Annotated in this window: 26 protein-coding genes and 1 riboswitch; of the genes, 12 read left to right on the top strand and 14 right to left on the bottom strand. The window is 46.2% G+C overall.

What is annotated here, in order from left to right; all coding sequences use genetic code 11:
* The first annotated feature begins 113 nt into the window (after positions 1 to 113).
* On the top strand, positions 114 to 1,016 hold the full coding sequence (locus FYJ84_RS10250; RefSeq protein ID WP_154407516.1) for a Ppx/GppA phosphatase family protein: 903 nt from the start codon (positions 114 to 116) through the stop codon (positions 1,014 to 1,016).
* Here the strand turns inward: FYJ84_RS10250 and hcp are convergent.
* A complete protein-coding gene (gene hcp / locus FYJ84_RS10245; RefSeq protein WP_205764205.1) occupies positions 1,008 to 2,612 on the bottom strand; it encodes a hydroxylamine reductase in 1,605 nt (534 codons plus the stop codon). The two genes, FYJ84_RS10250 and hcp, sit on opposite strands and share 9 nt — an antisense overlap.
* 146 nt (positions 2,613 to 2,758) lie before the next feature.
* Positions 2,759 to 2,883, top strand: a riboswitch (TPP riboswitch).
* Here hcp and thiS point away from each other — a divergent pair.
* From thiS to thiH, 4 genes are all read left to right on the top strand, one after another.
* Entirely contained in the window at positions 2,844 to 3,203 is a 360-nt protein-coding gene (thiS, locus tag FYJ84_RS14840) for a sulfur carrier protein ThiS (protein WP_268878730.1), read from the top strand. (Overlaps the previous riboswitch by 40 nt.)
* 1 nt (position 3,204) lies before the next feature.
* Positions 3,205 to 3,873 (top strand): sulfur carrier protein ThiS adenylyltransferase ThiF, encoded by a 669-nt coding sequence (thiF, locus tag FYJ84_RS10235; protein WP_154407514.1) that lies wholly within the window; start codon positions 3,205 to 3,207, stop codon positions 3,871 to 3,873.
* Positions 3,874 to 4,031: 158 nt separating this feature from the next.
* Positions 4,032 to 4,814, top strand: a complete 783-nt coding sequence (locus FYJ84_RS10230; RefSeq protein ID WP_154407513.1) for a thiazole synthase — start codon at positions 4,032 to 4,034, stop codon at positions 4,812 to 4,814.
* Between the two features lie 2 nt (positions 4,815 to 4,816).
* Complete coding sequence (gene thiH / locus FYJ84_RS10225; protein ID WP_154407512.1) at positions 4,817 to 6,079, top strand: 2-iminoacetate synthase ThiH; 1,263 nt, start codon at positions 4,817 to 4,819, stop codon at positions 6,077 to 6,079.
* Between the two features lie 143 nt (positions 6,080 to 6,222).
* On the opposite strand, the gene tnpB is transcribed toward thiH, so the two are convergent.
* The 6 genes from tnpB to FYJ84_RS10195 form a co-directional block, all read right to left on the bottom strand.
* The gene (gene tnpB, locus FYJ84_RS10220) at positions 6,223 to 7,332 is read right to left on the bottom strand and encodes an IS200/IS605 family element RNA-guided endonuclease TnpB (RefSeq protein WP_328596375.1); all 1,110 of its coding nucleotides are present in this window, start codon (positions 7,330 to 7,332) and stop codon (positions 6,223 to 6,225) included.
* Between the two features lie 224 nt (positions 7,333 to 7,556).
* A complete protein-coding gene (locus FYJ84_RS10215) occupies positions 7,557 to 7,856 on the bottom strand; it encodes a hypothetical protein (protein ID WP_154407511.1) in 300 nt (99 codons plus the stop codon).
* The gene (locus FYJ84_RS10210; RefSeq protein ID WP_154407510.1) at positions 7,853 to 8,230 is read right to left on the bottom strand and encodes a hypothetical protein; all 378 of its coding nucleotides are present in this window, start codon (positions 8,228 to 8,230) and stop codon (positions 7,853 to 7,855) included. The genes FYJ84_RS10215 and FYJ84_RS10210 overlap by 4 nt, the downstream gene beginning before the upstream one ends.
* A complete protein-coding gene (locus FYJ84_RS10205; RefSeq protein ID WP_154407509.1) occupies positions 8,230 to 8,871 on the bottom strand; it encodes a DUF4417 domain-containing protein in 642 nt (213 codons plus the stop codon). Before FYJ84_RS10205 ends, FYJ84_RS10210 begins: the two co-directional genes overlap by 1 nt.
* A 37-nt stretch (positions 8,872 to 8,908) precedes the next feature.
* Positions 8,909 to 9,460, bottom strand: a complete 552-nt coding sequence (locus FYJ84_RS10200; protein ID WP_154407508.1) for an ImmA/IrrE family metallo-endopeptidase — start codon at positions 9,458 to 9,460, stop codon at positions 8,909 to 8,911.
* A 2-nt stretch (positions 9,461 to 9,462) separates the two neighbouring features.
* Positions 9,463 to 9,774 (bottom strand): helix-turn-helix domain-containing protein, encoded by a 312-nt coding sequence (locus tag FYJ84_RS10195; RefSeq protein WP_154407507.1) that lies wholly within the window; start codon positions 9,772 to 9,774, stop codon positions 9,463 to 9,465.
* Between the two features lie 417 nt (positions 9,775 to 10,191).
* Between FYJ84_RS10195 and FYJ84_RS10190 the strand changes: the two genes are divergently transcribed.
* Positions 10,192 to 11,031 carry a DNA adenine methylase gene (locus tag FYJ84_RS10190; protein WP_154407506.1) on the top strand — a complete coding sequence of 280 codons (840 nt, stop codon included), beginning with the start codon at positions 10,192 to 10,194 and terminating at the stop codon, positions 11,029 to 11,031.
* 42 nt (positions 11,032 to 11,073) lie between these two features.
* Here the strand turns inward: FYJ84_RS10190 and FYJ84_RS10185 are convergent, their stop codons facing one another.
* Positions 11,074 to 11,940: a type II restriction endonuclease gene (locus FYJ84_RS10185; protein ID WP_154407505.1), complete on the bottom strand. Its 867-nt coding sequence runs from the start codon at positions 11,938 to 11,940 to the stop codon at positions 11,074 to 11,076.
* Positions 11,933 to 12,166, bottom strand: a complete 234-nt coding sequence (locus tag FYJ84_RS10180) for a helix-turn-helix domain-containing protein (RefSeq protein ID WP_154407504.1) — start codon at positions 12,164 to 12,166, stop codon at positions 11,933 to 11,935. The genes FYJ84_RS10185 and FYJ84_RS10180 overlap by 8 nt, the downstream gene beginning before the upstream one ends.
* A gap of 312 nt (positions 12,167 to 12,478) precedes the next feature.
* Between FYJ84_RS10180 and gyrA the strand changes: the two genes are divergently transcribed.
* A complete protein-coding gene (gene gyrA / locus FYJ84_RS10175) occupies positions 12,479 to 14,908 on the top strand; it encodes a DNA gyrase subunit A (RefSeq protein ID WP_328596374.1) in 2,430 nt (809 codons plus the stop codon).
* Between the two features lie 129 nt (positions 14,909 to 15,037).
* On the opposite strand, the gene FYJ84_RS10170 is transcribed toward gyrA, so the two are convergent.
* A complete protein-coding gene (locus FYJ84_RS10170; RefSeq protein WP_235901423.1) occupies positions 15,038 to 16,363 on the bottom strand; it encodes an LCP family glycopolymer transferase in 1,326 nt (441 codons plus the stop codon).
* A 721-nt stretch (positions 16,364 to 17,084) separates the two neighbouring features.
* Positions 17,085 to 17,864: a DeoR/GlpR family DNA-binding transcription regulator gene (locus FYJ84_RS10165; protein ID WP_154407503.1), complete on the bottom strand. Its 780-nt coding sequence runs from the start codon at positions 17,862 to 17,864 to the stop codon at positions 17,085 to 17,087.
* A 327-nt stretch (positions 17,865 to 18,191) separates the two neighbouring features.
* Here FYJ84_RS10165 and FYJ84_RS10160 point away from each other — a divergent pair, with 327 nt between their 5' ends.
* From FYJ84_RS10160 to FYJ84_RS10150, 3 genes are all read left to right on the top strand, one after another.
* A complete protein-coding gene (locus FYJ84_RS10160) occupies positions 18,192 to 19,370 on the top strand; it encodes a multidrug effflux MFS transporter (protein ID WP_154407502.1) in 1,179 nt (392 codons plus the stop codon).
* Between the two features lie 368 nt (positions 19,371 to 19,738).
* A complete protein-coding gene (locus FYJ84_RS10155) occupies positions 19,739 to 20,245 on the top strand; it encodes a flavin reductase family protein (RefSeq protein WP_154407501.1) in 507 nt (168 codons plus the stop codon).
* Positions 20,246 to 20,257: 12 nt separating this feature from the next.
* A complete protein-coding gene (locus FYJ84_RS10150; RefSeq protein WP_154407500.1) occupies positions 20,258 to 21,562 on the top strand; it encodes a M18 family aminopeptidase in 1,305 nt (434 codons plus the stop codon).
* Between the two features lie 876 nt (positions 21,563 to 22,438).
* Here FYJ84_RS10150 and FYJ84_RS10145 read toward each other — a convergent pair.
* From FYJ84_RS10145 to FYJ84_RS10135, 3 genes are all read right to left on the bottom strand, one after another.
* Positions 22,439 to 23,233: an ABC transporter ATP-binding protein gene (locus tag FYJ84_RS10145; RefSeq protein WP_154407499.1), complete on the bottom strand. Its 795-nt coding sequence runs from the start codon at positions 23,231 to 23,233 to the stop codon at positions 22,439 to 22,441.
* Positions 23,233 to 24,114, bottom strand: coding sequence for an ABC transporter permease (locus FYJ84_RS10140; protein ID WP_154407498.1), 882 nt, complete (start codon positions 24,112 to 24,114; stop codon positions 23,233 to 23,235). Before FYJ84_RS10140 ends, FYJ84_RS10145 begins: the two co-directional genes overlap by 1 nt.
* Before the next feature lie 123 nt (positions 24,115 to 24,237).
* Complete coding sequence (locus FYJ84_RS10135; protein WP_154407497.1) at positions 24,238 to 25,236, bottom strand: ABC transporter substrate-binding protein; 999 nt, start codon at positions 25,234 to 25,236, stop codon at positions 24,238 to 24,240.
* A gap of 425 nt (positions 25,237 to 25,661) precedes the next feature.
* Here FYJ84_RS10135 and FYJ84_RS10130 point away from each other — a divergent pair, with 425 nt between their 5' ends.
* Together FYJ84_RS10130 and FYJ84_RS10125 are read left to right on the top strand one after the other, a co-directional pair.
* Entirely contained in the window at positions 25,662 to 25,826 is a 165-nt protein-coding gene (locus tag FYJ84_RS10130; protein WP_154407496.1) for a hypothetical protein, read from the top strand.
* 221 nt (positions 25,827 to 26,047) lie between these two features.
* A complete protein-coding gene (locus FYJ84_RS10125) occupies positions 26,048 to 26,695 on the top strand; it encodes a hypothetical protein (RefSeq protein ID WP_205764204.1) in 648 nt (215 codons plus the stop codon).
* Positions 26,696 to 26,816 lie beyond the last annotated feature (121 nt).

The following is a 26,816-nucleotide window of genomic DNA, read 5'->3' as shown; positions in this document are numbered from 1 at the left end:
TTGTGCAAGTGTTTTTATCTTTTTTTATTTTATTTTTTGCAGGAATATCCGCATTTTTGGCGAATAGTATAGGAGCATAGTATTTTTTGCGGCATTTTAGGAGGACTTTGCTTATGATACACGGGATTATTGATATTGGCTCCAACACCATCAGGATGGCAATCTACGATATTGCCGGTGAAAAGATAGATTTTCTGATGAAAAAAAAGCACCTGGTAGGCCTGGCTGCCTACCTTGAGAACAATGTGATGACCAAGGCAGGCATAGACAAGGTATGCGAGGTGCTTTTTGAATTCAGGAGCTTTCTGGAAATTTTCCATATCAGCCAGGTGACTGCTTTTACCACGGCAGCCCTCAGGAACTGCCGGAACAGCAGGGAGGCGGTGGAGGAGATTATCCGGCGCACCGGCATAGATATCGAAATCATTTCCGGGGATAAGGAAGCGGAGTATGATTTTATTGGTGCCACCAGGAATATTGCGGAAAAGGACGGGGTGCTGGCGGATATAGGTGGAGCCAGCACGGAGCTGGTGGCTTTCCAGGAGGGGAAAATCATCAGCAAGGTGAGCCTGCCTATGGGTTCATTGGATTTTCGCACCAAATACGCCAGCTCGGTCCTGCCCAACGCCTTTGAGGTGGGGCTTATGAGGGAAAAGGCTGCCCATATACTTTCTACGGCTGCTGAGTTTGCCGGTATCAGCTGCCGGGGGCTGGTGGGCATAGGGGGCACCTTCAAGGGCACCTGCGCCCTCTACAACGCCATGTACAACCAGGACAGGAAGAATCTCTCCATAGAGGCTGCCAGCCTGGAGGAAATCATCCGCCATTTCAGCAGCCTGGAGGAAATCCGCCATGAGGATGCGGTGCTTCTGATGAAGCAGGTGCCTGACCGCATTCACACAATCATTCCGGGCATGGTGATTGCCGATGTGCTGGTGAAGAAGTTTGGCTGTGAGAAGATTACCTACAGCGATTCAGGTGTCCGGGAGGGCTTTATCTACAGCCATTTAGTGTGATAGCATTTTTGTCAGGTCATTTTCCGGGGTGGAAACAGGCGTGATATTGTATTTTTCCACCAGAAAATCCAGGACATTTGGGGATAGGAAGGCTGGCAGGGTAGGTCCCAGCCATATATTCTTTATCCCTAAGTGCAGAAGTGTCAGCAGGATGCAGACTGCTTTTTGCTCATACCAGGAAAGCACAAGGGTAAGGGGCAGGTCGTTGACGCTGCACTGGAAGGCATCTGCCAGTGCCTGGGCAACCTTTATGGCACTGTAGGCATCGTTGCACTGTCCCATGTCCAGCAGTCTCGGCAGCCCGCCGATAGTGCCCAGGTTAAGGTCATTGAAGCGGTATTTGCCGCAGGCAAGAGTCAGTATGAGGCTGTCCTCAGGTGCCTTCTGCACGAATTCCGTGTAGTAGTTGCGCCCGGGCTTTGCACCGTCGCAGCCGCCTACCAGAAAGATATGGCGTATCATTCCTTCCTTAATGGCTGCTATGACGGTATCTGCTGCGGAAAGCACCGTGCAGTGCCCGAAGCCGGTCATGACGCTTTTACCGCCATTGATGCCTGTAAAATGCATATCCTTGGCATATCCCCCCAGGGATAATGCCTTCTGGATGACAGGGGTGAAGTTGCGTTTTTCCCCGATGTGGGTTACCCCCGGATATGCCACTACCTCGGTGGAAAATACCCTGTCTATGTAGGATGGCTTGGGCGGCATCAGGCAGTTGGTGGTAAAGAGGACAGGGGCAGGAATATCGGCAAACTCAGTCTGCTGGTTCTGCCATGCCGTGCCGAAATTGCCCTTTAGGTGAGGATATTTATTTATGCCCGGATAGCTGTGGGCAGGCAGCATTTCTCCATGTGTGTAGATATTGATGCCTGTGCCATCGGTCTGCTTCAGAAGTTCCTTCAGGTCGTAGAGGTCGTGGCCGGAAATCACGATGAAAGGGCCCTTTTCCACGGTCAGGCTGACTTGGCGTGGCTCAGGGGTGCCAAAGGTCTCGGTGTTGGCTTTGTCAAGAAGCTCCATGCATCGGAGGTTGATGGCACCTGTTTCCAGAACTACAGGCAGCAGGGTGTCCATTTCGGCATCCTGGCTGCCTATGGCGCACAGTGCTTTATAAAAGAATCTGGCTACTTCCTTATCATGATAGCCCAGCACATTTGCGTGGTAGGCATAGGCTGACATGCCGCGAATACCGAACAGGATAAGGGATTTCAGGGAGCGTATGTCCTCATTGCTGTTCCAGAGCTGGCTGATATCGTAATTGGTGCTGCTTTGGCAGCCGTCATGCTGGCAGGAGTGCTTGTCGTTGAAACGTGCCTTTTCCCTTTCTACCCTGTCAATCAGCTGGGTGAGGACATGGTCATCGAAATTTACGTTGGTAACTGTGGCAAAGAGACATTCCAGTACCATCTTGTCAATGGCAGGTGTCAGGTAGCGTTCATTGCCCCGGGCGGATATTGCCAGGTCAATCAGCTGGCTGGTCAGCTGGTCCTGCAGGGCAGCGGTGTCAGCTTTTTTGCCGCAGACGCCTGCTTTGCCGGTGCAGGCACTCCCTGCCGCTGTCTGCTCACATTGAAAGCAAAACATTTTCTTATTCATTTTTGTTCCTCCTTTTTTGGCAGGCTTTTTGACTGCCTTTTCTTGTTTATAGGTCTGATATTTTTTCCCTATGGGAATTTGTATTGAATTTAGCTGAATTACCTTGAATTTAGCCCTCTGCTGCATTATAATAGTGTCTGTGAACTTAATAGGAGCCAGGGAGCTTGCAGATGTGCCAAAGGGCATCGCACAGGCTGAGAGGACGGTATGCCCGTCGACCTGATACCTGATTTGGATAATGCCAACGTAGGGACGCTAGCACCGGGTGCAATCTGGAAATTACGATTTTATGAGGAGCCGCCATTTCAGGCAGCTTCTCTTTTTGTTTTTAAAAAGCTTTTTGAAGCTTTTACGGGTGTCCGATATGAGGGGCAGAAGCGAGAAATGGAGGGATGCGCAGTGATTATTAATGGTGTGCAGGAAGCCGCAGAAGGAAAGTCAGTGGCACAGGTATTGCAGGAAAAGGGGATTGATCTTTCTAATGTAGCTGTGGAGCGAAACGGCGAGATAGTGCCAAAGAGGCAGTATGATAGCGTAATCCTCACGGCAGAGGACAGGCTGGAGATTGTTTCCTTTGTGGGAGGTGGCTGACATGGCAGATTTGGTTGCCGGGTCCGATAAGTATATTTCAAAAGAAGCATGGCTGTCGGCCCTGATAGAGCGTCATGGGGCGGCAAGGCAGGAAAAATTCAGCCGGGGGCGTGTGGCAATCTGCGGCCTTGGGGGGCTTGGCAGCCGTGTGGCGGAGCTTCTTACCAGGGCGGGGGTGGGCTATCTCAGGCTGATAGATTTTGACAGGCTGGAGGCTACCAATCTGAACCGCCAGTGGTACTTTATGGAGCAGCTGGGCAGGTACAAGGCAGAAGCCCTGGCGGATAACCTGCGGCGTATTACTCCTTATGCAGAGCTGGATGTGCATACAGTCAGGATTACGGAGGATAACCTTGCCAGCCTTCTGGCAGATGTGGATGTGATTGTGGAAGCCTTTGATAACGCCACCTGCAAGGCTATGCTGGTGAACGGTGTCAGGGAGCAGTTTCCCCGCTGCCATCTGGTGGCAGCCTCCGGCATGGCAGGCTTTGCTTCTGCCAACGCCATGAGGGTGCGCAGGCTGTCGGAGAATTTTTACCTGTGCGGTGACGGCCGCTCGGCTGCAGATGCCGGTGATGGCCTGTACGGTGCCAGGGTAAATATCTGCTCCGCCCAGGAAGCCTTGGTTGTCCTGCAGCTTTTGGCAGGGGAATCAGTTAATATAGTTTAAGCATATATTAAAGTGATGAATTTTGTGTGAAAAATCAGAATATTTTTATGAGTTTTATATGAAAGTTACTGAAAATATGGTGGAAACACCGGAATATCGGTGTATTGATGAAGTTATGTAATTTTGTGATTATGTAGTTGTGGAGGAAGGTCTGAATTATGGCAAATAATGATGATGTACTGGTTCTTGGAGGCAGGGAGTTCCATTCCCGCTTTATTCTTGGCTCTGGCAAGTATTCCCTGCCGCTGATTGAAACTGCGGTCAGGGATGCAGGGGCGGAGATGATTACGGTAGCGGTGCGCCGTACCAATACTGTGGATGAGGGGAATATCCTGAAGTATATCCCGGAGCATGTTACCCTGCTCCCAAATACCTCCGGGGCAAGGAATGCAGATGAGGCAGTGAGGATAGCCCGCCTTGCCAGGGAGCTGGGCTGCGGTGATTTCGTGAAGATTGAGATTATGCGGGACAGCCGCTACCTGCTGCCGGACAATCAGGAAACCATCAGGGCAACGGAGATTCTGGCCAAGGAAGGCTTTGCCGTCCTGCCGTATATGTTTCCTGACCTGACTGCCGCCCGTGATTTGGTCAGTGCCGGGGCTGCTGCCGTCATGCCGCTGGCGGCACCTATCGGCTCCAACCGGGGACTGGCTGCCCGGGATTTTATTGAAATCCTCATTAACGAGATTGACCTGCCGATTATTGTGGATGCAGGCATCGGCAGGCCGTCCCAGGCCTGTGAGGCAATGGAGATGGGAGCGGCAGCCATCATGGCAAATACCGCCCTGGCTACAGCCGGCAACCTGCCCCTGATGGCACAGGCTTTCAAGGAAGCTATCACGGCAGGGCGCAAGGCATATCTGTCAGGTCTGGGGCGTGTACTGAGCCGTGGTGCGGAGGCATCTGACCCCTTGACGGGCTTTTTGCGGGAGGATGCGTGAGAATGAGCGGAGAGAATAGTTTTTTTGTGGATGGCAAGCATCTCAGCGAGGCGGCACTGGCAAGAAAGCACCAGCTGGAAAATAATCCTGCTATGCGGAAAAGCCCTTTGGAATATTTGCCCGGCATGGAGGAGATTGAGCCGGATATCCGCAGCAGGGTCATGGGGCATGTGGACAGCTATCAGCCGGAGCAGTATACGGCAGTGGATGTGAGAAGGGCATTGAACAGGAACCGCCCTGATGAGGAGGATTTGAAGGCCCTGCTGTCACCGGCAGCGGCACCTTTCCTGGAGGAAATGGCACAGAAGGCACGCAATCTGACCAGCCGTCATTTTGGCAATACTGTCTACATGTTCACGCCTCTGTATCTGGCCAATTACTGCGAGAATTACTGCATTTACTGCGGCTTTAACTGCTACAACGATATTCAGCGTGTGCAGCTGACCAGTGAGCAGATGGAGCATGAGATGCAGGTGATTGCCAGCAGCGGCATGGAGGAAATCCTGCTGCTGACCGGGGAAAGCCGTGGCAAGAGCAGCCTTGAGTATATTGGCGGGGCATGCAGGCTGGCAAGGAAGTATTTCCGTAACGTGGGGCTGGAGATTTACCCGGTCAATACGGAAGAATACAGGTATCTCCATGAGTGCGGCGCAGACTATGTGACTGTCTTTCAGGAGACCTATGATTTGGCAAAATATGAGCAGCTGCATCTGGCAGGGCACAAAAGGGTGTGGCCTTATCGTTTTGATGCCCAGGAGAGGGCACTGCGTGGCGGCATGCGTGGGGTGGCTTTTTCCGCCCTTTTAGGGCTTTCGGATTTTCGCAGGGATGCCCTTGCTACGGCACTTCATGCCTATTATATCCAGCGGAAGTACCCCTGGGCGGAAATCAGCCTGTCCTGTCCGCGTCTCCGGCCTATTATCAACAATGACAGCATAAATCCCCAGGATGTAGGGGAGAGGCAGCTTTGCCAGATTTTGTGCGCCTATCGGCTGTTTTTGCCTTATGCAGGCATCACCGTGTCCAGCCGGGAAAGCGCATCCTTCAGGAACGGCATTGTGAAGATTGCGGCAACCAAGGTGTCTGCCGGGGTTTCCACAGGCATCGGGGACCATGAGAGCAAGTATGAGGGCAGGGAGGGTGTTCAGGAAAATGCCGGGGATGAGCAGTTTGAGATCCAGGACAGCCGCAGCCTGCAGAAAATGACGGCTGATATGAGCAGCGAGGGATTGCAGCCGGTGCTTAATGATTACCTCTATGTTTGAATTACTCCCTCCTAACGCCTAGGCGTTTGAGGAGGGAGATTCCCACTTCTACGAGAACAGCCTTCTGCCTTGGCAAAAGGACTTACACACTCTCCGTGGGCGTTAATTTCCGTAATTCCTACGGTATTTTTATGCTTTGAAGCTTATGCAGCTATTATTTCTTTTGCTTTAGCCAGAATATTCCTGGCTGCATTCACATCTCTATCGTGATGATGCCCGCATACCGGACAATCCCATGCACGAATAGCAAGATTTTTTGTATCTTTATTCTGATAGCCGCATTTACAGCACGTTTGAGAACTTGGGTAGAATTTAGGAACCCTTACCACCTTGCAGCCATGGGGCACTGCCTTGTATTCAAGCATCCTGAAAAACTCCGACCATGATACATCAGAAATGGCTTGTGCCAGTTGATGGTTTTTCAGCATATTCCTGACCTGCAAGTCTTCTATACCGATCAGTTGGTTTTCCTTGACCAGTTTAGTGGAAACCTTGTTCAGATAGTCCTTGCGGATATTTGCTATTTTTTCGTGTACCCTGGCAACGATGATTCTCTGCTTATTGCGATTATTACTGCCTTTTGCTTTACGTGAAAGCTTCCGCTGCTCCCTTGCCAGTTTTTTGCTGTATTTCTTCAATGTTTTCGGATTAGCAGCAACATCACCATTAGAATCGGAGTAGAAATCCTTAATTCCCACATCTATGCCTATTTCTCCGCCATTATTAGGAAAAATTCCTACTTCTTCCTCAACACACAGGGAAACAAAATACTTGCCTGTAGCCTTGCGTGACACAGTGGCATTCAAAATTCTGCCTGTGAAATTCCTGGAAAGCTTTATTTTTACCAGGCCTATTTTAGGAAGCTTCAGCTTGCCATTCTTGATTGCAATATTGTTATTAACGCACTGGGAACGATAGCTGAGGCAATGATTGTGCTTTGATTTATATCTTGGATAGCCTGCTTTTTTGGCAAAAAAGTTTTTGAATCCCTTATCCAAATCCTTTAACGCCTGCTGCAACGAGGTACTATCTACAACATTCAGCCATACATAGTCCGGCTCACATTTTAACTCGGTCAGCATTTTGCTAGTCTGATTGTAAGTTACGCTTGTTTTTGAATTTGTCCATGCTTCTTTACGGATATTCCAAAACCTGTTATACACAAACCTGGCGCATCCCAGTGTCTGATTGATTAGCTGTTGCTGTTGTTTAGTGGGATATATTCGATACTGATAGCCTTTTTGCTGTAACACATCGTTCACTTCCTGTCACTTACTATTATATCACCACTATGTTCTATTATCCGCCTCAATTACTTGCGTAAATTCGATGGACGTGGCATTCATCTCCCGCATATAGAGGCAGGAAGTCTTCTGCCACATTAAGATAAAGAAATTGCTTGATTTTACTGGACCGTGATGATAACTTTTTTAAAGATTACACCGAAAGGAAAGGTTTGGTGTGGTCTTTTTTGTGTTTAATAAATCACGGTTACGGTAATTTCTTGCTCTATTTCCAAAAAAGATTTACCCTTAAAACATTTTTTTGAAAGAAATGTTTTGATAATAGGCTGAGGAATATCACCATCAATCTCAATATCAATTTCCTGCTTGATAATGCACTTTTTCGCATTTGGCGTACAATCCCAAATTACGAGATAGGTTTTGCTATTATTAACTTCTGGTTGCAATATATAAGTATTTCCGCCATACTCAAATTCAGCCTCGTGACCATGGGAAATTAGGTCGTAAAATTCGTTCATTTTTATTCCGTTCATTGTTTAGTCTCCTTAAATAGAACTTTATATTTTTCGTAGAGCGCATCGCCAGGACGAAGAATATTTGGATTTTTGCCACGCACTCCATCCGTGTAGTAATGTACATGGAGTGATTTTTTTCCATTGTGAATACCATAATCTATATCAAATTGTGGCACACGTTTTTCTCCAAAAACTCGGAGTTGATTGAAATCGCCATTTTTTCTGTATAGCAAATAAGATGTTCCTGGTGTATTTGACCTTTCTGGCAAATTCATACTTGCTTTAGGGTCTTTAGGTGCTAAAACCTTAATTCCTTCAATATAGTCAACAGTATGCCATTTTGCGGGTGTACTAAAGCCACCGCTTTCAAGAAAAGAACCTCTGCTACCCATTATACAGCACGCTCCTTCCAGCGTTGGGAATAGGAAGGATAATAATGTACGTTGTCATAAATATCAAGTTCATTAACGTGCCTGCCACAGACAATAAGATTTGCTGGTGATTTTTGTCTTTGTAACTCTGCGACACCGTGTAGCAGTATACGCTTACTATATGGACTTGACATACATCCATTAGTGGTAATTGCGATAGAGCTGTTTTCTGGCAAACCATCAAAGCACCATTCAAAATCACTTTCAACGCACCAAGATGCAACGGGGATGATATTAAATCCTTGCTGTTGGAGATAGTATGCCATGACTCTATTGCGAGTACAGTTCCATAAGTTCTGTCCGGGTAGCATTTCTGGTAACATAGAATAATCAGTAGTAATTATTCCCGCAAAGCGTTTGAGATTTGCAAAGCTAACTTCCGGGTGATTCCAGAAATTTTCAAACAGAGCATCATCAATAAAGAAGTCAACCCAATATTCATTTGGTTTAGAAACACTTTTACGTTCATTAAAACATATAACTTTTGATGGAATTGCCTGTGTAGGAGCAAGTTGTGGTAATCTATATTTGCCAACTAATGTTGCTCCATGCCAGTAATAAAGTTTGAAGTTGTCATATTTTCTGACATGTGTTTTTAACATAATATATTAATTCTCCTTTCATATAAAAAATATCGTATCATGATATACTACGAAATAATTTTAAGAGCGTAATTTCGTACTTAGTATACTTCGATGAACCATATTGCAGCCATTTTTTGTAATAAGAGTTCGCATAGCAGGCGGCTTCGAAACTTACTTTGAAGATATCAGCAATATCAGCTGGGTTATCTAATTTCAATTTGTGTACAAGCACGGGAGGAACAAGTGCATATTTTGCAAAGAATTTTACTTCTTTTTCTGCTAGTTCGCTGTCCTCGCTGTGGTCTAAAACTATATGACCTATTTCATGCATGATGGTATTATTAATGCGTCCATAGTTTTTTTTGTCATTATAATATATGTACCACTCTCCAATAGTTTTTTCTATAGAAAATCCATCCTCACTTTTTTTCAAAAGCAACCATCGTTTATCTTCGGGGATAGCTGAATAAGGAATGACTTTAATTCCTATTTTTATTGCCAGTTCAAAACAGTTAACAGGGACACAGGAAACATCGTATTTGACGAACGTATTAACAACAATCTGCTTTATTTCCTCGCATCTTGCGTGTGATAAAGAAATTCCCAATATTACTCCTCCCCAAACAATGCGTTGATTAGTTCTCTTTTTTCTTGCTCAGTCATTAAGGCTGCATTTCGTGCGATCAGACGGCGAATTCTAGGATGATATAATTCATCACATTCAATGCCGAGCAAGAAATCTGATGTGGTATGGAGGGCAGTAGCAATATTTGCCAGCATATCTGGTTTTGGTTCTCTGTTACCAGAAACATATCTTGACATTACTGCTTCTGTCACCCCAATACGTTCTGCTAATTCTTTTTGTGTCATTTTACGTTTTTGTAAAGTTTCGGTTATGCGTGAACCTAATTCCTTTCCCATAGAAGCATTCCTTTCTGTTCTATTGATTTTAATTGACAATGTCATTATATTTTATAGTTGCCATTTTGTCAAGTTGTATTGTTAAAAATAAAAACATAGATGGTAATTTACTGTAATGAATATTATTTCTATGCATAAGGGAAAATGTGCTTGATTTTATTGCGCTTTTATAATAGAATCTTTGCATGGAGTGGCGGTAGTCAATCCTTTTATAACGGTTTGCCCTAAATGTTTATTGCCATTGATGAAGGCAAATTTAGCGTTAAGCAAGGTAATGGATAAGGCGTCTTTTTATTTTTTATGAAAAGCGCATTACAAAATGGCAGTGTCTTTCTGGGCACTGCCTTTTGTGTATTATAAAAAATGATAAAATATGGTATAATTAAAACATTTATATCGTATTTTAAGGAGTATTTTATGAAAAAAAGCAAAGTTATTGTTCCGCCAATAAAATGTCAGGGAATAAAAACAAAAATTATTCCCTTTATTAAGGAGCATGTAAAAAGAAAAAAATCAGGTTTATGGATTGAGCCATTTGTTGGTACTGGAGTGGTAGCATTTAATATTCAGCCTGAAAGAGCTATTTTAAATGACAAAAATCAATACATCATATCTTTTTATCAAAAAATACAAAATGGGGAAATAAATAGTTCTATTGTTCGTGATTTTTTAGAATATCATGGTTCTATTTTATCTGAAAAAGGTAATGAATATTATATAAAAATGAGGAATGATTTTAATTCTAATGGGGATCCATTATATTTTTTGTTTTTAAATAGAGCGGATTTCAATGGTATGATACGATTTAACAGGAAAGGATTATTTAATGTTCCATTCTGTAAAAAGCCAAATAGATTTTCTAAAGCTTATATCACCAAAATATGCAATCAAGTAGAAAATATTTCACAAATTATATCGGGCAAGGATTGGAAATTCACCTGCCGTCCATGGCAGGAAATCTTTAATATTGCGACAAAGGATGATTATATTTACTTGGATCCTCCATATATAGGCAGAGACACTTCCTATGTAGGAGAATGGCCAGAAGAAGAAGCTATTGCCTTATCAAAATATTCTCATGCTACATCTGCTAAAGTATGCTTATCCATGTGGAAAGAAAATCAATTTAGGAAAAATACTCATTTATATGATTATTGGTCTGATTTTTATTGGCATGAATTAGAGCATTTTTATCATATAGGTGCAAAAGAAAGTAATCGCCATCCAATGATTGAGGTTCTTGCTATAAAACAATAAATTAAAAGGAGCTGTTATTACGTTATAGCAGCTCCTTTTAATTTATTTCGTTTTGTATATTGAAAATTCTTCTGCAACATTCAATATTTCTTCATCTAGTTTTTCGGTATTATATTTACTTATCTTATCAAGAATTTTCGTTTTGTTATATGGGTGTAATAATTCCAAGTTATCTTTATTATCGGGATACCATTTTAAAAATTCGTCAAGTGAAGTATATTTACGTGAGGAAGAACGATAATTAGGATAATACTTCCAATATAAATCAAAAATATCCTGCCCCAGTTCAGAAAATGGACCGTTTCCATTTTTCAATTCATCAAAAGAGTTAGTTCTAAATGAACCTATATTTTCTGTGTTGCCTGATCCAGGTTTATCGCCAGCAATTTTATACTTTTCTTGTATAAAAAATCTTACATCACTGTATGGAAAGGCTATATCGTCTTTTTTGGCAAGCTGGTACACTTTACTTTCCTGTGCAGCTCCATTTCTCTTATATACAAATCCTATTACGTAATGCTTTGTATAATCTGTATACTTATATTCAATATTTTTAGTGTTATTTCTCATATATGATGCAAAAGAACCTAGGGTAAATTTGATTGAAGAATTGTTATCGGTAATGTATGTAGATTTTACATCTATAGCTATTTTTTCGTGTGAATTACTAGACTTCATCATAATAAAATCTGGATATACAGTTTGTTTTTCTGGTGTTTTTAAAATAAATCCATAATCTTTTGCAATACTTTCTAAGACAGGTTGAGTAAGCATTTCAAAAATGCGTCCTATAATTTTTGAATCAGTCCCTAAAGAATGTATATTCATATCGGCAGATAAAATTCCATATACATTTAAATTCACATTTGTCATTCTTTTATAAAATTCTTTAATAATAAAATCAGTCATATATGTCAACCTCGTTATAATCTATTTTATCAAACAAATCACTTAATGTTATATTAAATCCTTTGGCTATTTTACAAATGTTTATAATTGAAATGTTTCGCTTTCCTGCTTCTACAGAAGAATAATATGTCCTGTCCATACCGATTTTTAATGCAAATTTTTCTTGGCTTATCCCCAGAGTTTCCCGTAGTTCTCGTATCCTTTTTCCAAAAGCAGCGGTAATCATGATATATACCTCCATAAATTATATTTTATGTATATGTTGCTTATAGTACAACGGATTATAAGTAACATGATTAGATGGAATTTTCATAAATACATTTCTAGTTAGTTCTGATTGTGTGGGGAATATATCTGAACAAAAATGGCTTTTAAAGCTAATTGGCATAATGATTGCCAGCAATTTAAGGTATTTTCCCTCTGCCGTAAATTTGCTATTTAACCGTGTTTTATGGTATAATTAATAGCTAATGTTTGTAAAAAATGGCATTGGAAATAACGGCTGGCAACCAGCCGATGACTTATTAGAGGTGAGATTGTGGATTTTGGTAATGGTAAGATTTTACCGGTAAATCTGGAGCAGGAAATGCGTAATTCCTATATTGATTATGCTATGAGCGTAATCGTGTCCAGAGCTTTGCCAGATGTCCGTGATGGATTGAAGCCGGTTCATAGAAGAATACTGTATGCTATGCAGGAGGCAGGCATGACCTCCGGCAAGCCATACAAGAAGTCTGCCCGTATTGTGGGCGAGGTTCTTGGTAAATATCACCCTCACGGTGATAGCTCCGTATATGATGCGATTGTCCGCATGGCACAGGATTTTTCCATGCGCTACATGCTGGCAGACGGCCACGGCAACTTCGGTTCTGTGGATGGAGACCCGGCAGCGGCAATGCGTTATACCGAGGTGCGCATGTCCAAGATTTCCGAGCTTATGCTGCAGGATATTGACAAGGACACGGTGGACTTCGTGCCGAACTACGATGAGTCCCTGAAGGAGCCTTCCGTGCTGCCGTCCAAGTACCCTGAGCTGCTGGTTAACGGTACTTCCGGCATCGCTGTCGGCATGGCAACCAACATACCGCCGCACAACATGAACGAGGTTATTGATGGTGTGCTGATGCTGATTGACAATCCTGATGCTTCCGTGGAGGAGCTGATGGCTGTCATCAAGGGTCCGGACTTCCCGACCGGCGGCCTGATTATGGGAACTGCTGGCATAAAGGATGCCTATACTACGGGACGAGGTTCTGTGAAGATGCGTGCCAAGGCTCATGTGGAAACTATGTCCAACGGCAAGCCGCGCATTGTGGTAACGGAGCTGCCGTATCAGGTAAACAAGGCGCGCCTGATCGAGAAGATAGCTGACCTGGCACGGGAAAAGCAGATTGAGGGAATTACCGACCTGAGGGATGAGTCTGACCGTAACGGCATGAGCATCGTGATTGAGCTGAGAAAGGATGTAAATCCTGACATTATGCTCAATCAGCTGTACAAGCATACCCAGCTGCAGGAAACCTTCGGCGTTATCATGCTGGCATTGGTTGACAACCAGCCTCGGGTGCTGACCTTAAAAGAGGTGCTTCATTACTATATCCTGCATCAGGAGGATGTAATTACCCGCAGGACAAAGTACGAGCTGGCAAAGGCAGAGGCGCGTGCTCATATTCTGGAAGGACTGACTATTGCCCTGGACCATCTGGATGCGGTTATTACGACTATCCGCGAGTCACAGACTGCGGATATTGCCCGTACTGCCCTGATGGATGGCTTCAAGCTGTCTGAGAAGCAGGCTCAGGCAATTCTTGATTTGCGTTTGCAGCGGCTGACCGGTCTGGAGCGTGAGAAGATTGAGGAAGAATATCAGGAAGTTTTGAAAAAGATTGAATGGCTGAAATCCGTGCTGGCTGATGAAAGCAAGATTATGGCTATCATCAAGGAGGAGCTTACCCAGGTAAAGGCAAAGTTCGGTGATGAACGCCGCACTACCATTACCTACGATATGTCCGAGATGAATGAGGAAGACCTGATTGCCGATGAGGATGTGGTGGTGACTATCAGCCACAATAACTACATCAAGCGCATGAAGCTGGACACCTATAACAAGCAGAATCGAGGCGGACAGGGGATTCTGGGCATGGCCACCAAGGAAGGTGACTTCGTAGAGAATATTCTCATTACGACAACCCACCATACGATTTTGTTCTATACCAGCCGGGGCAGGGTGTACTATCTGAAGGCATACCAGATTGCCGAGGCAAGCCGCCAGGCACGGGGTACCGCCCTCATCAACCTGCTTAAGCTGGAGAAGGGCGAGAAGATTACTGCCGTGTTGCAGGTGCGTGAGTATAACCCGGAGAAGTTCCTGTTTATGGCAACCAAGAAGGGTATCGTCAAGAAGGTACAGCTTTCCGAGTTTAACACCAACCGCAAGCTGGGCGTGATTGCCCTGAAGCTGGATGATGACGATGAGCTCATCGGCGTGAAGCAGACTGACGGCCAGAAGAAGATTGTCCTGGGAACCAGGAACGGCTACGCCATCATCTTTGATGAGGAGGAAGTGCGCCCGATGGGACGCATTGCCCGTGGCGTAAAGGGCATCAAGCTCCGGGCAGGTGACGAGGTGGTAGGCATGGATACCATTAAGCGTGACTCGGAAATCCTGACGGTAACGGCAGGAGGCTACGGCAAGCGCACCAGGGTTGATGAGTACAGCAGCCACCATCGGGGTGCTATGGGCATCATCAACCTCCGGGTAACGGAAAAGACCGGAGAGGTGGTAGGCCTGAAGGTTGTCCGGGAAGGCCAGGAGCTGATGCTGATCAGCACCAATGGCATCATCATCCGCACGGGCATTGACAAGATTTCCGTTATTGGCCGTGATGCCCAGGGGGTAATCATCATGAAGACTGCCGAGGATGACAAGGTGGCCTCCATGGCGATTCTTACTCAGAAGGCTGAATAATTATTATTGCCGTAATGGGAAGTTAATAAATTAATGCAACAAAAAATGATATGCCCTCCTGATTTGAGAGGTGCATATCATTTTTTTGTTTGCAATCAAGCCGTACCGGCCTGGCATATCTTGTATGGGTTAGTTGGCAGTTTTGCCTGCTGATGGAACAGTAGGTGATGGTGCAGGCGCAGATGGCTCCGGCAGGCTGGCAGGAGTATGATGCGCTGAACTGTCAGTGCTGTCAGAAGCAGGATGGGCTGCCCTGCCATGGCGTGGATCACCGTCCTCCGCATAAGGATCGGACAGGTAGGAGCCAGATTCTGTTTCATCGTCCATATCTTCCGATTGGCCTGCCTTCCGGTTGTCCTTATCCTTGCTGCCATCCTCCGCCTTGTCATTATCCAGCCCCAGCTGGCGGCGTGTGGCCTCGTTCAGGGGGATTTCCTGGGCATCATCAGGGATGGAGCTTTCGTATTCCAGCATTTCCCTTTCGGTAGCACTGCGCAGGCTGGAGGAAATCTCCACATCCAGCGTGTTGGCAATGGTGGTGCGCAGCTTGGACAGGTCAGGCAGCCAGTAGCTGATGCCGCCGATGTACATCGGCTTGCCCGGCAGCATTTCCGTCTGCAGTCCCCTTGCCTGGGCATCCTTCAGGGCAGACATGAACTCAATCATCTGCTTTACGGACAGGTCGGTATCAATGCAGTCCACTACCTCGCCGATAATGGCAGGTATTCTCGGAATGATGGCAGGGGAGGTCAGCTTGTCCATGACAGCCTGCATGAACTTCTGCTGCCTTGCTATGCGCCCTATGTCACCTTCCTCATCTCGGTAGCGTACATAGGTGATGGCTGTCTTGCCGTCCATGTGCTGCTGTCCCGGATAGAGGTTTATTACCAGTCCGCCGTTATCATCCCATGGGTCCTCGTAGTACATCCTCTTTTCTACGTTGATGTCCACGCCGCCGATGGCATCAATAATCTTGGTGAAGGCGTTGACGTTGATGAGCACATAATGCTCCATTTCCACGCCCAGAAGGTTCTCCACCGTGTTCTGTGTCAGCTTGTGGCCGCCGTAGGCATAGGCGGCATTGATTTTGTCGAAGCCATGCCCCTGGATTTTTACCCTGGTATCTCTCGGAATGGACAGGATGGCTGCCTTTTTCTTCTTGGGGTCAAGGGTGGCAATCATCAGCGTATCGGAGCGTCCTACGTCTCCCTCCCGTTCATCCACCCCCATCAGCATGACAACGGTCTTGTCCCCGGAGGCCATCATTTCAGTTTTTTTGGCCACAGGCTTTTCATCAAAAAGGCTGGAGGAGGCAAAAAGCGCTCCTGCTACTGCCGCTACGATGAAGGCAAGTACCAGCAGGACAATGGGCAGCCAATTTGTCTTTTTCTTCCTCTGCCGTTCACGGCGTGAGCGATAAATAGGCTGCGGTTTATTGTATTCTCTTTTTGGCAATCTGTTCTCATCTCTCTTTTTTGTATTGGGTGCAGGCATTATTGTAGCAAAAAATGAAATAATTGCAAGCATACACCACAATTATATTATACATCTTTTTGGCAAAATATGCTTGGGAAATTATACACATATACGCTGGAAAAAGCGTGAATTATCCTAAGAAAAATGTGGATAAAGTGGACAGGAAGGAATAAAGTTATCAACAGGTGTGGATAATCATGTGGACAACTCAATATATTGGGGATAAAGTATGCAAAAAACACTAGATATAGATGTTATAAAACAGAGATGGTATTTTTGCCTGTGAATAAATGTGGATAAATTTCAGTTTGTCGTAGTGCTTGATCGTTACTTAGTGCATATACTAATGATGTAGTTTGATATTTCGTGGATTCTGTTCAGACATTATAAAGGGACAGGTAGCGGCAGTACCCATAGAAAACTCGCTCTCGCTCTTAGCACAGCCTCGCGCTTCTAAGCTCCTGCGTCGCTTACGCTCGCACTCGCTAAGAAGCGAGGCTGCACTCAAGGTTTTCTTTGGGTACATGCCGCACCTGTCCCTCTTTGTGTCTGAACAGATATGCACATAGTTATCAACTATACTCTGCTGTACGCTACCAAGGTAATCAATCTGACTTTACGAAAAAGCTGAAAAGGGGGAGTCGGGAGGCTGACGAAACTTGCTACTGCCGACCGCTGTATAAACTGAAATTTCCATATTTTAGTATTTGCTGTAGATAAGCTCTACATTATTATTTTTGAAATGCTCAATATATTTCTGAGCAGGCTTCTTATTCATAATCACAGAATCAAAATTTTTCAGTGCATTGTAGGAAACCAGGGAAGGTGCATCCAGCTTGGAATCATCCATCATCAGATAATGCTTGCCAGGCTTGGTTGCAATCAGGTACTGGATTTCGCAGTCCAGAGGTGAAGCACTGGTAGCCCCGTTTTCAATGGACACCCCAATGGTGGACATGAAAAACTTGGATATATTGTACATATTCAGGCTTCTGGTAACGCTTGGCCCTACAAAAGCCTTGCTGGGCGGATAAATGGTACCGCCGGTGGCGATAATGTTGAATTTCTCGCCTTCTACCCCGGCATTAATAGCATGAATATTGGCAGTTACCACGGTGACATTCTTCTTGTTTTCGATGTAAGGAAGAAGCAGGGCGGTAGTAGTGCCGATATCAATGTAGATAACATCCTCATCCTCCACCAGGTCAGCAGCCAGCTGGGCAATCTTTTTCTTTTCCTCCAGATTGGTGGTGTTCATCACCCAGTTGTGCTCCGGTTCAGCCTCCGGCTGGGCAGGTTCATTCTCGTTGAGGACAATGCCTCCGTAAACCTTTTTGATATAGCCGCTCTTGTCCATCTCGGCAATATCGCGGCGTATGGTATTTTTGGACACGTTGAAATATTCGCACAAATAGTCTATGGATAAGCTGTGCATATCCTGCAGAAGCTCCTCTATTTTGCGGATACGGTTAACCTTCATTTAATCACCTGTTCTTCTTTTAGTAAAAACTTTGTATATGTTGGTAATTTTTTGGGTACATTATGTATATTATACTTGTATTATACTTGAAGGATATACAAAATACAAGGGAATATATTGGGAAAAAATAAAATGCAAATATTCAAAAAATGTACTTTATTCTTATGTCTAAGTAATAATTCTAATCTAATTTTAATGATAATTATTTCGGTTTTTTACTCACATTTACTTACATGGAAAAAAATATTGTGCTAAAATGGATAAGATAACAATGGTGGCAGGGATTTTGCCACCAGGTTGTTCATTTTAGAGGAAAGGTGAGGATACATGAACAAGAAAATAATGATTGTCTATCTGGGGATTTTGGCGGCAATGGCGCCTTTGGCTACGGATATGTATTTACCAGCATTACCGGAGCTGCAGGCTGAGTTTGGCAGTACAACATCCATGACTCAGCTGACATTGACCATGACCATGATGGGCATGGCTTTGGGGCAGATTTTTGCGGGGCCGGTCAGCGACCTGAGAGGGCGGAAGATTCCGCTTTTGCTGGGCATGCTGATTTTTATGGCTTCCTCTCTGGTGTGTGTGTTCATAAATAATATATACATCTTTTTGGCAGCCCGTCTGATTCAGGGGTTGGCAGGAGCCTGCGGCATTGTCATTGCCCGGGCTATTGCCAGGGATATGTGCCAGGGGGCTGAGCTGACTACCTTCTATGCGGTGCTGATGATGGTCAACGGACTGGCGCCGATTTTGGCACCGGTTATCGGCGGACAGATTCTGCTCTTGAGCACCTGGCACGGGATTTTTGCTACTTTGGCCGGTATTGGCATGGTGATGGCTGTGGCTACGCTTGTCTATCGGGAAACCCTGCCTGTGGATAAGCGCATCAAGAGCGTGGGGGCTACCATCAGGGTGCTGCCAGATCTGATGAAGAATAAGTATTTTATGGGGCATTGCCTGGTGCAGAGCTTCATCTTTATGTCATTTTTCTGCTATATCGGCAGCTCGTCCTTTATTTTCCAGGGGATTTATGGCGTTTCTGCCCAGGAGTACAGCCTGATTTTTGGCGGCATCGGCGTGGGCATGCTGCTTCTTGGGCCGATTCCTGCCAAGCTGGCAGGCAAGGTCTCCGAGGCAAGCATGCTTTGTGCGGCTATGACCGTGCAGCTGGTGGGCAGCATCTGCCTCCTTGCGGCATTTGTGGCAGGCTTCAGCTCCCTGTGGCTGGTAATCCTGTTCCTGTGCTGCTGCTTTATGCCGATTTCCATCATCGGTGCGGTGAGCTTTTCCTTGGCACTGAACGGCCAGGGGCGCAACGCCGGCAGCGCATCGGCACTGCTGGGCTTTTTCTCCATGTTCCTGGGGGGAATCATGATGCCGGCAGCAGGCTTCTTCGGAACTGATACGGGGATACCTATGGCGGTGATTATGCTGACCGGCTTTGTGCTGGGGATGATTTGCTACTGGACTATGATCCGTCCTGCCCATCTGGAGGATTGAGAAGCTGGTACGCCTACTATATCTAGTAGTGGATAAAATGTTAGTTATCCACATATTGTGTGTGCATAACTGTGTGGATATGTGGATAACTAGTATATATATGTAGATAAAATGCGTATATAGTGTTTATAGAGCGTTTATAGTGTGTTGAGAAGTGAAACTGCCATGCTGTATGTTTGCAAAAAAACAATCCAGCATGGCAGTTTTTGTATAATTTTTTGTATAAAATAGTGAGGCTTTACAGACATGCTATAATTGTTTTAACAGGCAATGGCATGTCAATAGCCTGCATGACAGGAGCTTGCAGATTTTATCATCTGCATGGCAGCCTGCCTGGTAATTGACAGAGTTTTGAGGAGGTATTCTATATGTCTTTTAAGGAAATTGCTCCGGAGGAGCTGAAGGAAAATGCTTTCAAGGTAATCGGCAAGGACTGGCTGCTGGTGACAGGTACGGCGGAGGGCAAGTCCAATGCCATGACTGCTTCCTGGGGCGGCATGGGCGTTATGTGGGGCAAGCCGGTGGCATTTCTGGTCATCCGTCCCCAGCGTTATACCAAGGAGTTTATTGATAGGGCAGAGGGGCTGACGATTTCTGTCTTCGGTGAGGACAGGCGCAAGATGATGAGCTATTTTGGCTCTGTTTCCGGCAGGGACGAGGACAAGATTGCCAAGGCAGGGCTGACGCCTGTAGAGGATAATGGCAGGGTTTATTTTGAGGAAGCCCGCATGGCACTGGTATGCAGGAAGCTCTATGCCCAGGAGATGCAGGAGGCGTGCTTCTTTGATGAGGAAAGCAATGTCAAGTGGTATCCTGACAAGGATTATCATACCATGTATATTGTGGAGATTGAAAAACTGCTGGTAAAGGAATAAGGAGCGGCCGGTATGTATGATTTTGTCTATAGCCTCCTGGGGCTGGTGCAGAAATCCGTTTCCCCGTGGCATACGGCTGCTGCTGCTGCGGAAAGGCTGGAGAAAGCCGGTTTTGCCAGGCTTGATATGCGGGACAGATGGCAGCTGGTACGGGGCGGCAGGTACTATACGGAGGTATTTGGCTCCACGGTGCTGGCATTTGCTATAGGTGGCGGAGATTTGGCGAAACCTGACTTACTCAGGCTGGCGGCTGCCCATACGGATTTTCCGGGGCTCCGCATCAAGCCTTCAGCCGGTATGGTCAAGGACGGCTACGGTGTTTTGAATGTGGAGTCCTACGGCGGCATTATTCTGCACAGCTGGCAGGACAGGCCATTGTCTATTGCCGGCAGGGTTGCTGTCAGGGGAGAGAAGGCTTTTTCACCTGTGGTGCGCCTTGTTGATTTTGCCCGTCCTTTGCTGGTAATTCCGGAGCTTGCCATCCACATGAACCGCAAGGTCAACGAGGGGACTGCCATCAAGAAGCAGAAGGAAATGCTGCCCCTGATGGCTGTGCTGGGCAAGGATGGCGAGAAGTCCTTCTTTGAGGAATGGCTGGCAGGTGAGCTGGGCTGCTGCCGGGAGGATATCCTTTCCTATGAGCTTAATCTTTATCCTTATGAGGCAGGCTGCCAGCTGGGAATGGCAGGTGAAATGGTGTCCGCGCCCCGGCTGGATAATATTACCTCGGTGGAGGCATGCCTGCAGGCTATGGAGGCAGTGGCCGGTGCCGGGCAGGATTTCCAGGGGCTGAGGCTGATTGCCCTCTTTGACAATGAGGAAATCGGCAGCCGGACGAAGCAGGGTGCAGGTTCAGCGGTGCTTTTGCAGGTGCTGGAGCGCATCTACGGAGTGCTGGGCTACAGCCGCGAGCAGATGTGGCAGGCGGTCAGCGGCGGCTTTATGCTGTCTGTGGATGTGGCACATGGCTTGCAGCCCAATTATCCTGAAAAGTACGACGTTACCAACAGGCCTGTCCTGAATGGCGGCGTGGTGCTGAAGCAGGCGGCCTCCCAGTCCTACGCCGGGGATGCGGAGGCGGTGGCTATCGTTTCTGCCATCTGCCAGCAGGAGGGGATTGATTGCCAGAGGTTTGTCAATCATTCTGATGAGCCGGGTGGTTCCACCCTTGGCTCTATTGCCTCGGCACTGGTTCCTATGCGTACCATGGACATAGGCGTGCCTCTCCTGTCCATGCATTCGGCCCGGGAGACTATGGGTGCTTGGGATCAGGAGTCCCTGAATCATCTGCTGAAAGCATTTATAGTTAACTTTTGATAATTTTTTGTTAATCCCCTGGGGTGAACCTTCTGGTTTATCTCTGGGGATTTGTTGTATGAATGAGTAACTTGTGGGTAAGTTTTAGTAGAAATAACAGGATTAGTATTGGCTATGGATGGATAAATAGCGCGAATATATGGGGAAAAGGGCGATTCATGCAGGTTGTTTAATGATTTTAACAATTTTTGGTGATGTTTTGTATACAATAAACAAATATCATGGTAAACTTTTGATAAAATTTCTAAAAAAATATAAAAATACCCTTGACATACCCATAAAAGTATAGTAATATATAACCATCGACAGGGACATAGCACAGAGCTGAGGACAGAATCGGTTGGTCGAAGCTCTACACCCCTCGCTATGAAACTTCGATGTACCCCTTTTTCGCGACATTCCCCTGTGTCGCAAACCCCTCTCTTTTAATAGATACTTCTTCTTTTACCTAGGCAGCCGCGGTACGTTGCGGGTGCTTAAAAGAAAAAGGCTGTGAAAACGTCGCCTATCGTTTTTACAGCTTTTTTCTTTACAAAAAAATAGGCATATGGTATATTTGTTTTGCCACAGCCCTCATCAAGCTAATCAGGCAAGGGAGGGAGGTTATCAGGTGTCTTTGTCCGAAATTTTGCTTTCGCTGCTTGTTAGTGTTGCTGGGAGTATTCTTGGTTATCTGATTGTGCAGATGTTAGGATGGTAGAAGCAGCCATCATGTGGCAACTAACTGTGTGTGTTTCATCAGCACACAAAAGAAACCCTCTCCGGGTCATCACTCCCGGAGAGGGTTTCTTTTGGCTAACAGGTGTCAGCTCCGAAATTCTGTTTACAATCTATCATATTTATGCGTTCATGTCAAGAAATTAACAGTGAAAACCTCTAGCTGAGCAGCAGGGCATCGGAGTTCAGCTCGCTTCCGGCAGCCTTCTCAAACATGGCCAGCAAATCCTTGATGGTGAGGCTTTTCTTTTCCTCACCCTTTACATCGATGAGGATGCGTCCGTCGTGGAGCATGATCAGGCGGTTGCCGCAGGCCAGGGCATCCTTCATGTTGTGGGTAATCATCAGGGTAGTCAGGTGCCGCTTGGTGACAATCTCATTGGTGAGAGCCAGCACCTGGGCGGCTGTCTTCGGGTCCAGGGCAGCGGTATGCTCGTCCAGCAGCAGGAGCTTTGGCTCCACCAGCGTTGCCATCAGCAGGGTCAGTGCCTGCCGCTGACCGCCGGACAGGAGTCCCACCTTTGACTCCAGCCTGTCCTCCAGCCCCAGGTTCAGGGTTTTCAGCTGCTGGCGGAAATACTCCCGCTGGGCGGCTGGTGCACTCCATCTGAGGGTTGGTGTCTTGCCGCGCCGTGCGGCGATAGCCATATTTTCTTCAATCTGCATGTTGGCAGCCGTGCCCATCATAGGGTCCTGAAAAACGCGGCCTATATACTTGGCACGCTTATGCTCCGGCCACTTGGTGATATTTTCCCCGTCAATGATAATCTTTCCCCTGTCTACCGGGAAGGTTCCGGCGATGGAGTTCATCAGGGTGGATTTGCCGGCGCCGTTGCCGCCAATGACGGTAACGAAGTCTCCCGGCTCAAGGTGCAGGGAAACGCCTTTCAGGGCAACTTTTTCCGTAATGGTGCCGGGATTAAATGTCTTGGCAATGTCTTCAATTTTCAGCATTAGTTCTTCGCCGCCTTTCTTTTGTTGAATTTGGACTGGAACAGCGGCATGGAAAGGGCGGCTGCTACCAGGATGGCGGTAAAGAGCTTCAGGTCATTTGGCGGCATGCCCATCTGCAATACGATGGCGATAACCGCCCTGTAGGCTATGGAGCCCAAGATGACGGAAATCAGGCAGTTCTTGAAGCTGCGGGTGCCAAAAAGCACCTCGCCGATAATAACAGAGGCAAGACCGATAACGATGGTGCCCACACCCATGCCCACATCGGCAAAGCCGTTGGCCTGTGCCACCAGGGCACCGGAAAGTGCCACCAGGGCATTGGACAGCAGCAGGCCCAGGATAATGGTAATATCAGTGTTGACGCCGTTGGCGCGGATCATGTGGGGATTGCAGCCGGTAGCCCGGATGGCGGCGCCGATTTCCGTGCCAAAGAACAGGTAGCAGCCGACAGCGGTAAGCACTACGGTAATCAGCCCGATGATGAGAATCATGTTTGCCTGGCTCATGCCCGAAATGGCATAGAGGGAAAATACCGTATCTACCTGCAAAAGGGAAAGGTTTGCCTTGCCCATGATGTGCAGGTTCACGGAGTAAAGGGCAATCATGGTAAGGATGCCTGCCAGAAGGGCAGGTATTTTCAGCTTGGTGCAGAGGATACCTGTGACAACCCCTCCCAGCATGCCGGCAAAAGCAGCAGCTATCATGGAAGGTATAGGGCTCCAACCAGCCACTAGGCAGGCTGCTGCCGTAGCAGCTCCCAGGGGGAAGCTGCCCTCTACAGTCAGGTCGGCAATGTCCAGCACCCTGAAGGTAATGTATACGCCTATAGCCAGCAGGGACCACAAGAGCCCCTGGGATATGGTAGGAATGATTAAGTCCAAAGTCAAGTCTCCATTCTGAATTAAATTTCAATAAAAAATCCGGGCGGCAGCGCCATTGCCAGATTTCTGGCTGGCATTGTCGCCCGGAGCAATTAATCTGTTTTATATTGCTTTGTGTTGCCTTTATTCAATGACCTCGGCATCATTGACGATTTCAGCTGGCAGGGCAATGCCCAGCTCGGCAGCATTTGCCTTGTTGACAACAGCCTTCAGGTTGGCAGCAAACTGGATAGGCATATCAGCCGGCTTTGCCTTGCCCTCAAGGATGTCGGCAGCCATCATGCCTGCCTGCTTGCCCAGCTGGTAGTAATCAACACCGTAGGTAGCCAGGCCGCCTGCCTTTACCATGTTGGACTCACCGCAGATAACAGGCTTCTTGGCAGGATTGGTAACGGAAATCAGGGTAGGCATAGCAGAGGCAATGATGTTGTCGGTAGGCTCATAGAAGGCATCAACCTTGCCTACCAGGCTCTGGGCAGCCTGCTGAATATCATTTACAGTGGAAATGGTGGCAGCCTCAACCTTCAATCCCTTGGACTCGGCATATTCCTTCATTGCCTTGAACTGGATTTCGGAGTTTACCTCGCTGGAGGTGTAGATGCAGCCGATGGTCTTGGCATTTGGCGCAATCTTCATCAAGAGGTCAATCTGCTCCTTGATAGGGTTCATATCGCTGGTGCCGGTCAGGTTGCCGCCTGGCGCCTCATTGCTCTTGACCAGCTTGGCAGCCTCGTAGTCGGTGATGGCGGAGCCCACGATTGGAATGTCCTTGGTCAGGTTTGCCACGGTCTGGGCTGCCGGGGTAGCAATAGCGTAAATCAAATCAACCTTGTTGTTGATGAATCGCTGACCGATATTCTGCAGATTGGACTGGTCAGCCTGGGCGTTCTGCTGGTCGATGGTCAGGTTCTTGCCCTCTGCGAAGCCGCGCTCCTTCAGGGCATCTACAAAGCCCTTGTTGGCAGCATCCAGGGCATCGTGCTCAACCAGCTGCACAATGCCTACATTGTAGGTCTTGTCACCCTTGGCGGCATTGTCGGAACCACAGCCTGCCAAAAGTCCGAAAGACAGGGCAGCCACTGCGCACAGGGCAGCTGCCTTGATTTTCTTACTAAAAAACATGAAAAACCACTCCTTAAAAATATCAAAAAAATCTAACTAGTATTATACAAGATTACACCTCAAAAAGCTATCTTGTATTGCATTTTGATGACAAAAATTTTTTTAGCAGGGATAGAGCAGGAGATTTTTTATAAAAGTATGTTTTGAGTGCAATATTGTTTTTGCTTATTGAACAGTGATGGTAGGAATTTGGCTGCCCCGGCATGTATTCATGCAAAGCTGGGGCGATTTTGGTATAATGTGATATGTCGTAGAAAATATTATTCTGTCATGCATGTTAAACAAGCGATAAAGGAAAACAAGCGATAAAAACAAGCGATAAAGAAAAACAAGCGATAAAAACAAGCGATAAAGAAAAACAAGCGATAAAGAAAAACAAGCGATAAAGAAAAACAAGCGATAAAGAAACTCAGCAAAGGAAAATTGTGTTAGAATTTTTAGAAAGGCAGGGAGAAGGGGCTTCATCAGATATTGCAGCTAAACTCGGGTTAAGTATGGCAAGGACCAGAGTTTTATTGAAGCGATACGTAAATGAAGGAATTATTGGCATGAAAGGTGAGAAAAAAGGGCGTAGATATTATTTGGTTTGAATTTTGCCTATATGAGAGTATAGAGAAGCTTAAAATATGCTATTACATTGCTTAACTTTTTTGGTGTGGGACGTTAAAATTCTTTTCTCAAAGGCAGGAAAATTGTGCCCGGTGTAGAATAATACAATTATAAGTGTGCAGCAGAAGAAAGGATGGTCAAAATGAAAAAGAGTTATTGGGGTAAAAGTTTTAGAATTGTGCTTATGGCGTGTTTGCTGCTGATGGCTATGATGCAAGCTGTATCAGCAGAAAAAGTTGAGTACAAGGATAAAAATTACAATTTCAAGGCAATTAAAAATGTACTGCTTTATGATATGGATTTTTCTGACACCAATATAGATGGGGTACGGGAGCGTTCTTTAGGCGGCATGTATGAAGAAAAAGCAATGCAGGAAAAAATCCCGGTAATTACCCCGGAAGCAGTGATACGCAAGATGTCATTGGCTCAGGGGCAGGATTTGGAAATTTTGGCTCAAAAAGATTTGGAGGCCTTTAATGATATTTTTGATAAAAACTTGAAGGATTATGCCGATGTGTATATAGATGCCAAGGTGTTGCAGTATGAAACCAAGTCCATCTATCATCCTGAATATACCACCTGGGAAACCAAGACTGTCAACAAAAACGTCAGGGATTCCAAGGGTAACTGGGTGAAAGTTGAGGATGAAATCGTGGTGCCGGTTGTACATCCTGCTTATTACAGCAGCGTGGTATATGAGAAAATTGAGTTCCATGTTCATGATGCAGTTACCGGCGAAGAAATTTATAGCCGCCAGGAATGGCGTGACCGTGATAATGATGACGGAGTAAATATGTTTGGACGTATATGTTCCGCATTCTTCAAAGATTTCCACAAAATGATAAATTGAACTACTCCCTCCTAACGCTTAGCGTTTGAGGAGGGAGATTCCCACTTCTACGAGAACAGCCTTCTGCCTTAGCAAAAGGTCTTACACACTCTCCGTGGGCGTTAATTTCCGTAGTTCCTAC

It is taken from the genome of Anaerovibrio slackiae (assembly GCF_009695585.1).
In the GTDB taxonomy this organism is placed as follows: domain Bacteria; phylum Bacillota; class Negativicutes; order Selenomonadales; family Selenomonadaceae; genus Anaerovibrio; species Anaerovibrio slackiae.
This window is presented reverse-complemented; position numbering and strand designations above follow the sequence as displayed.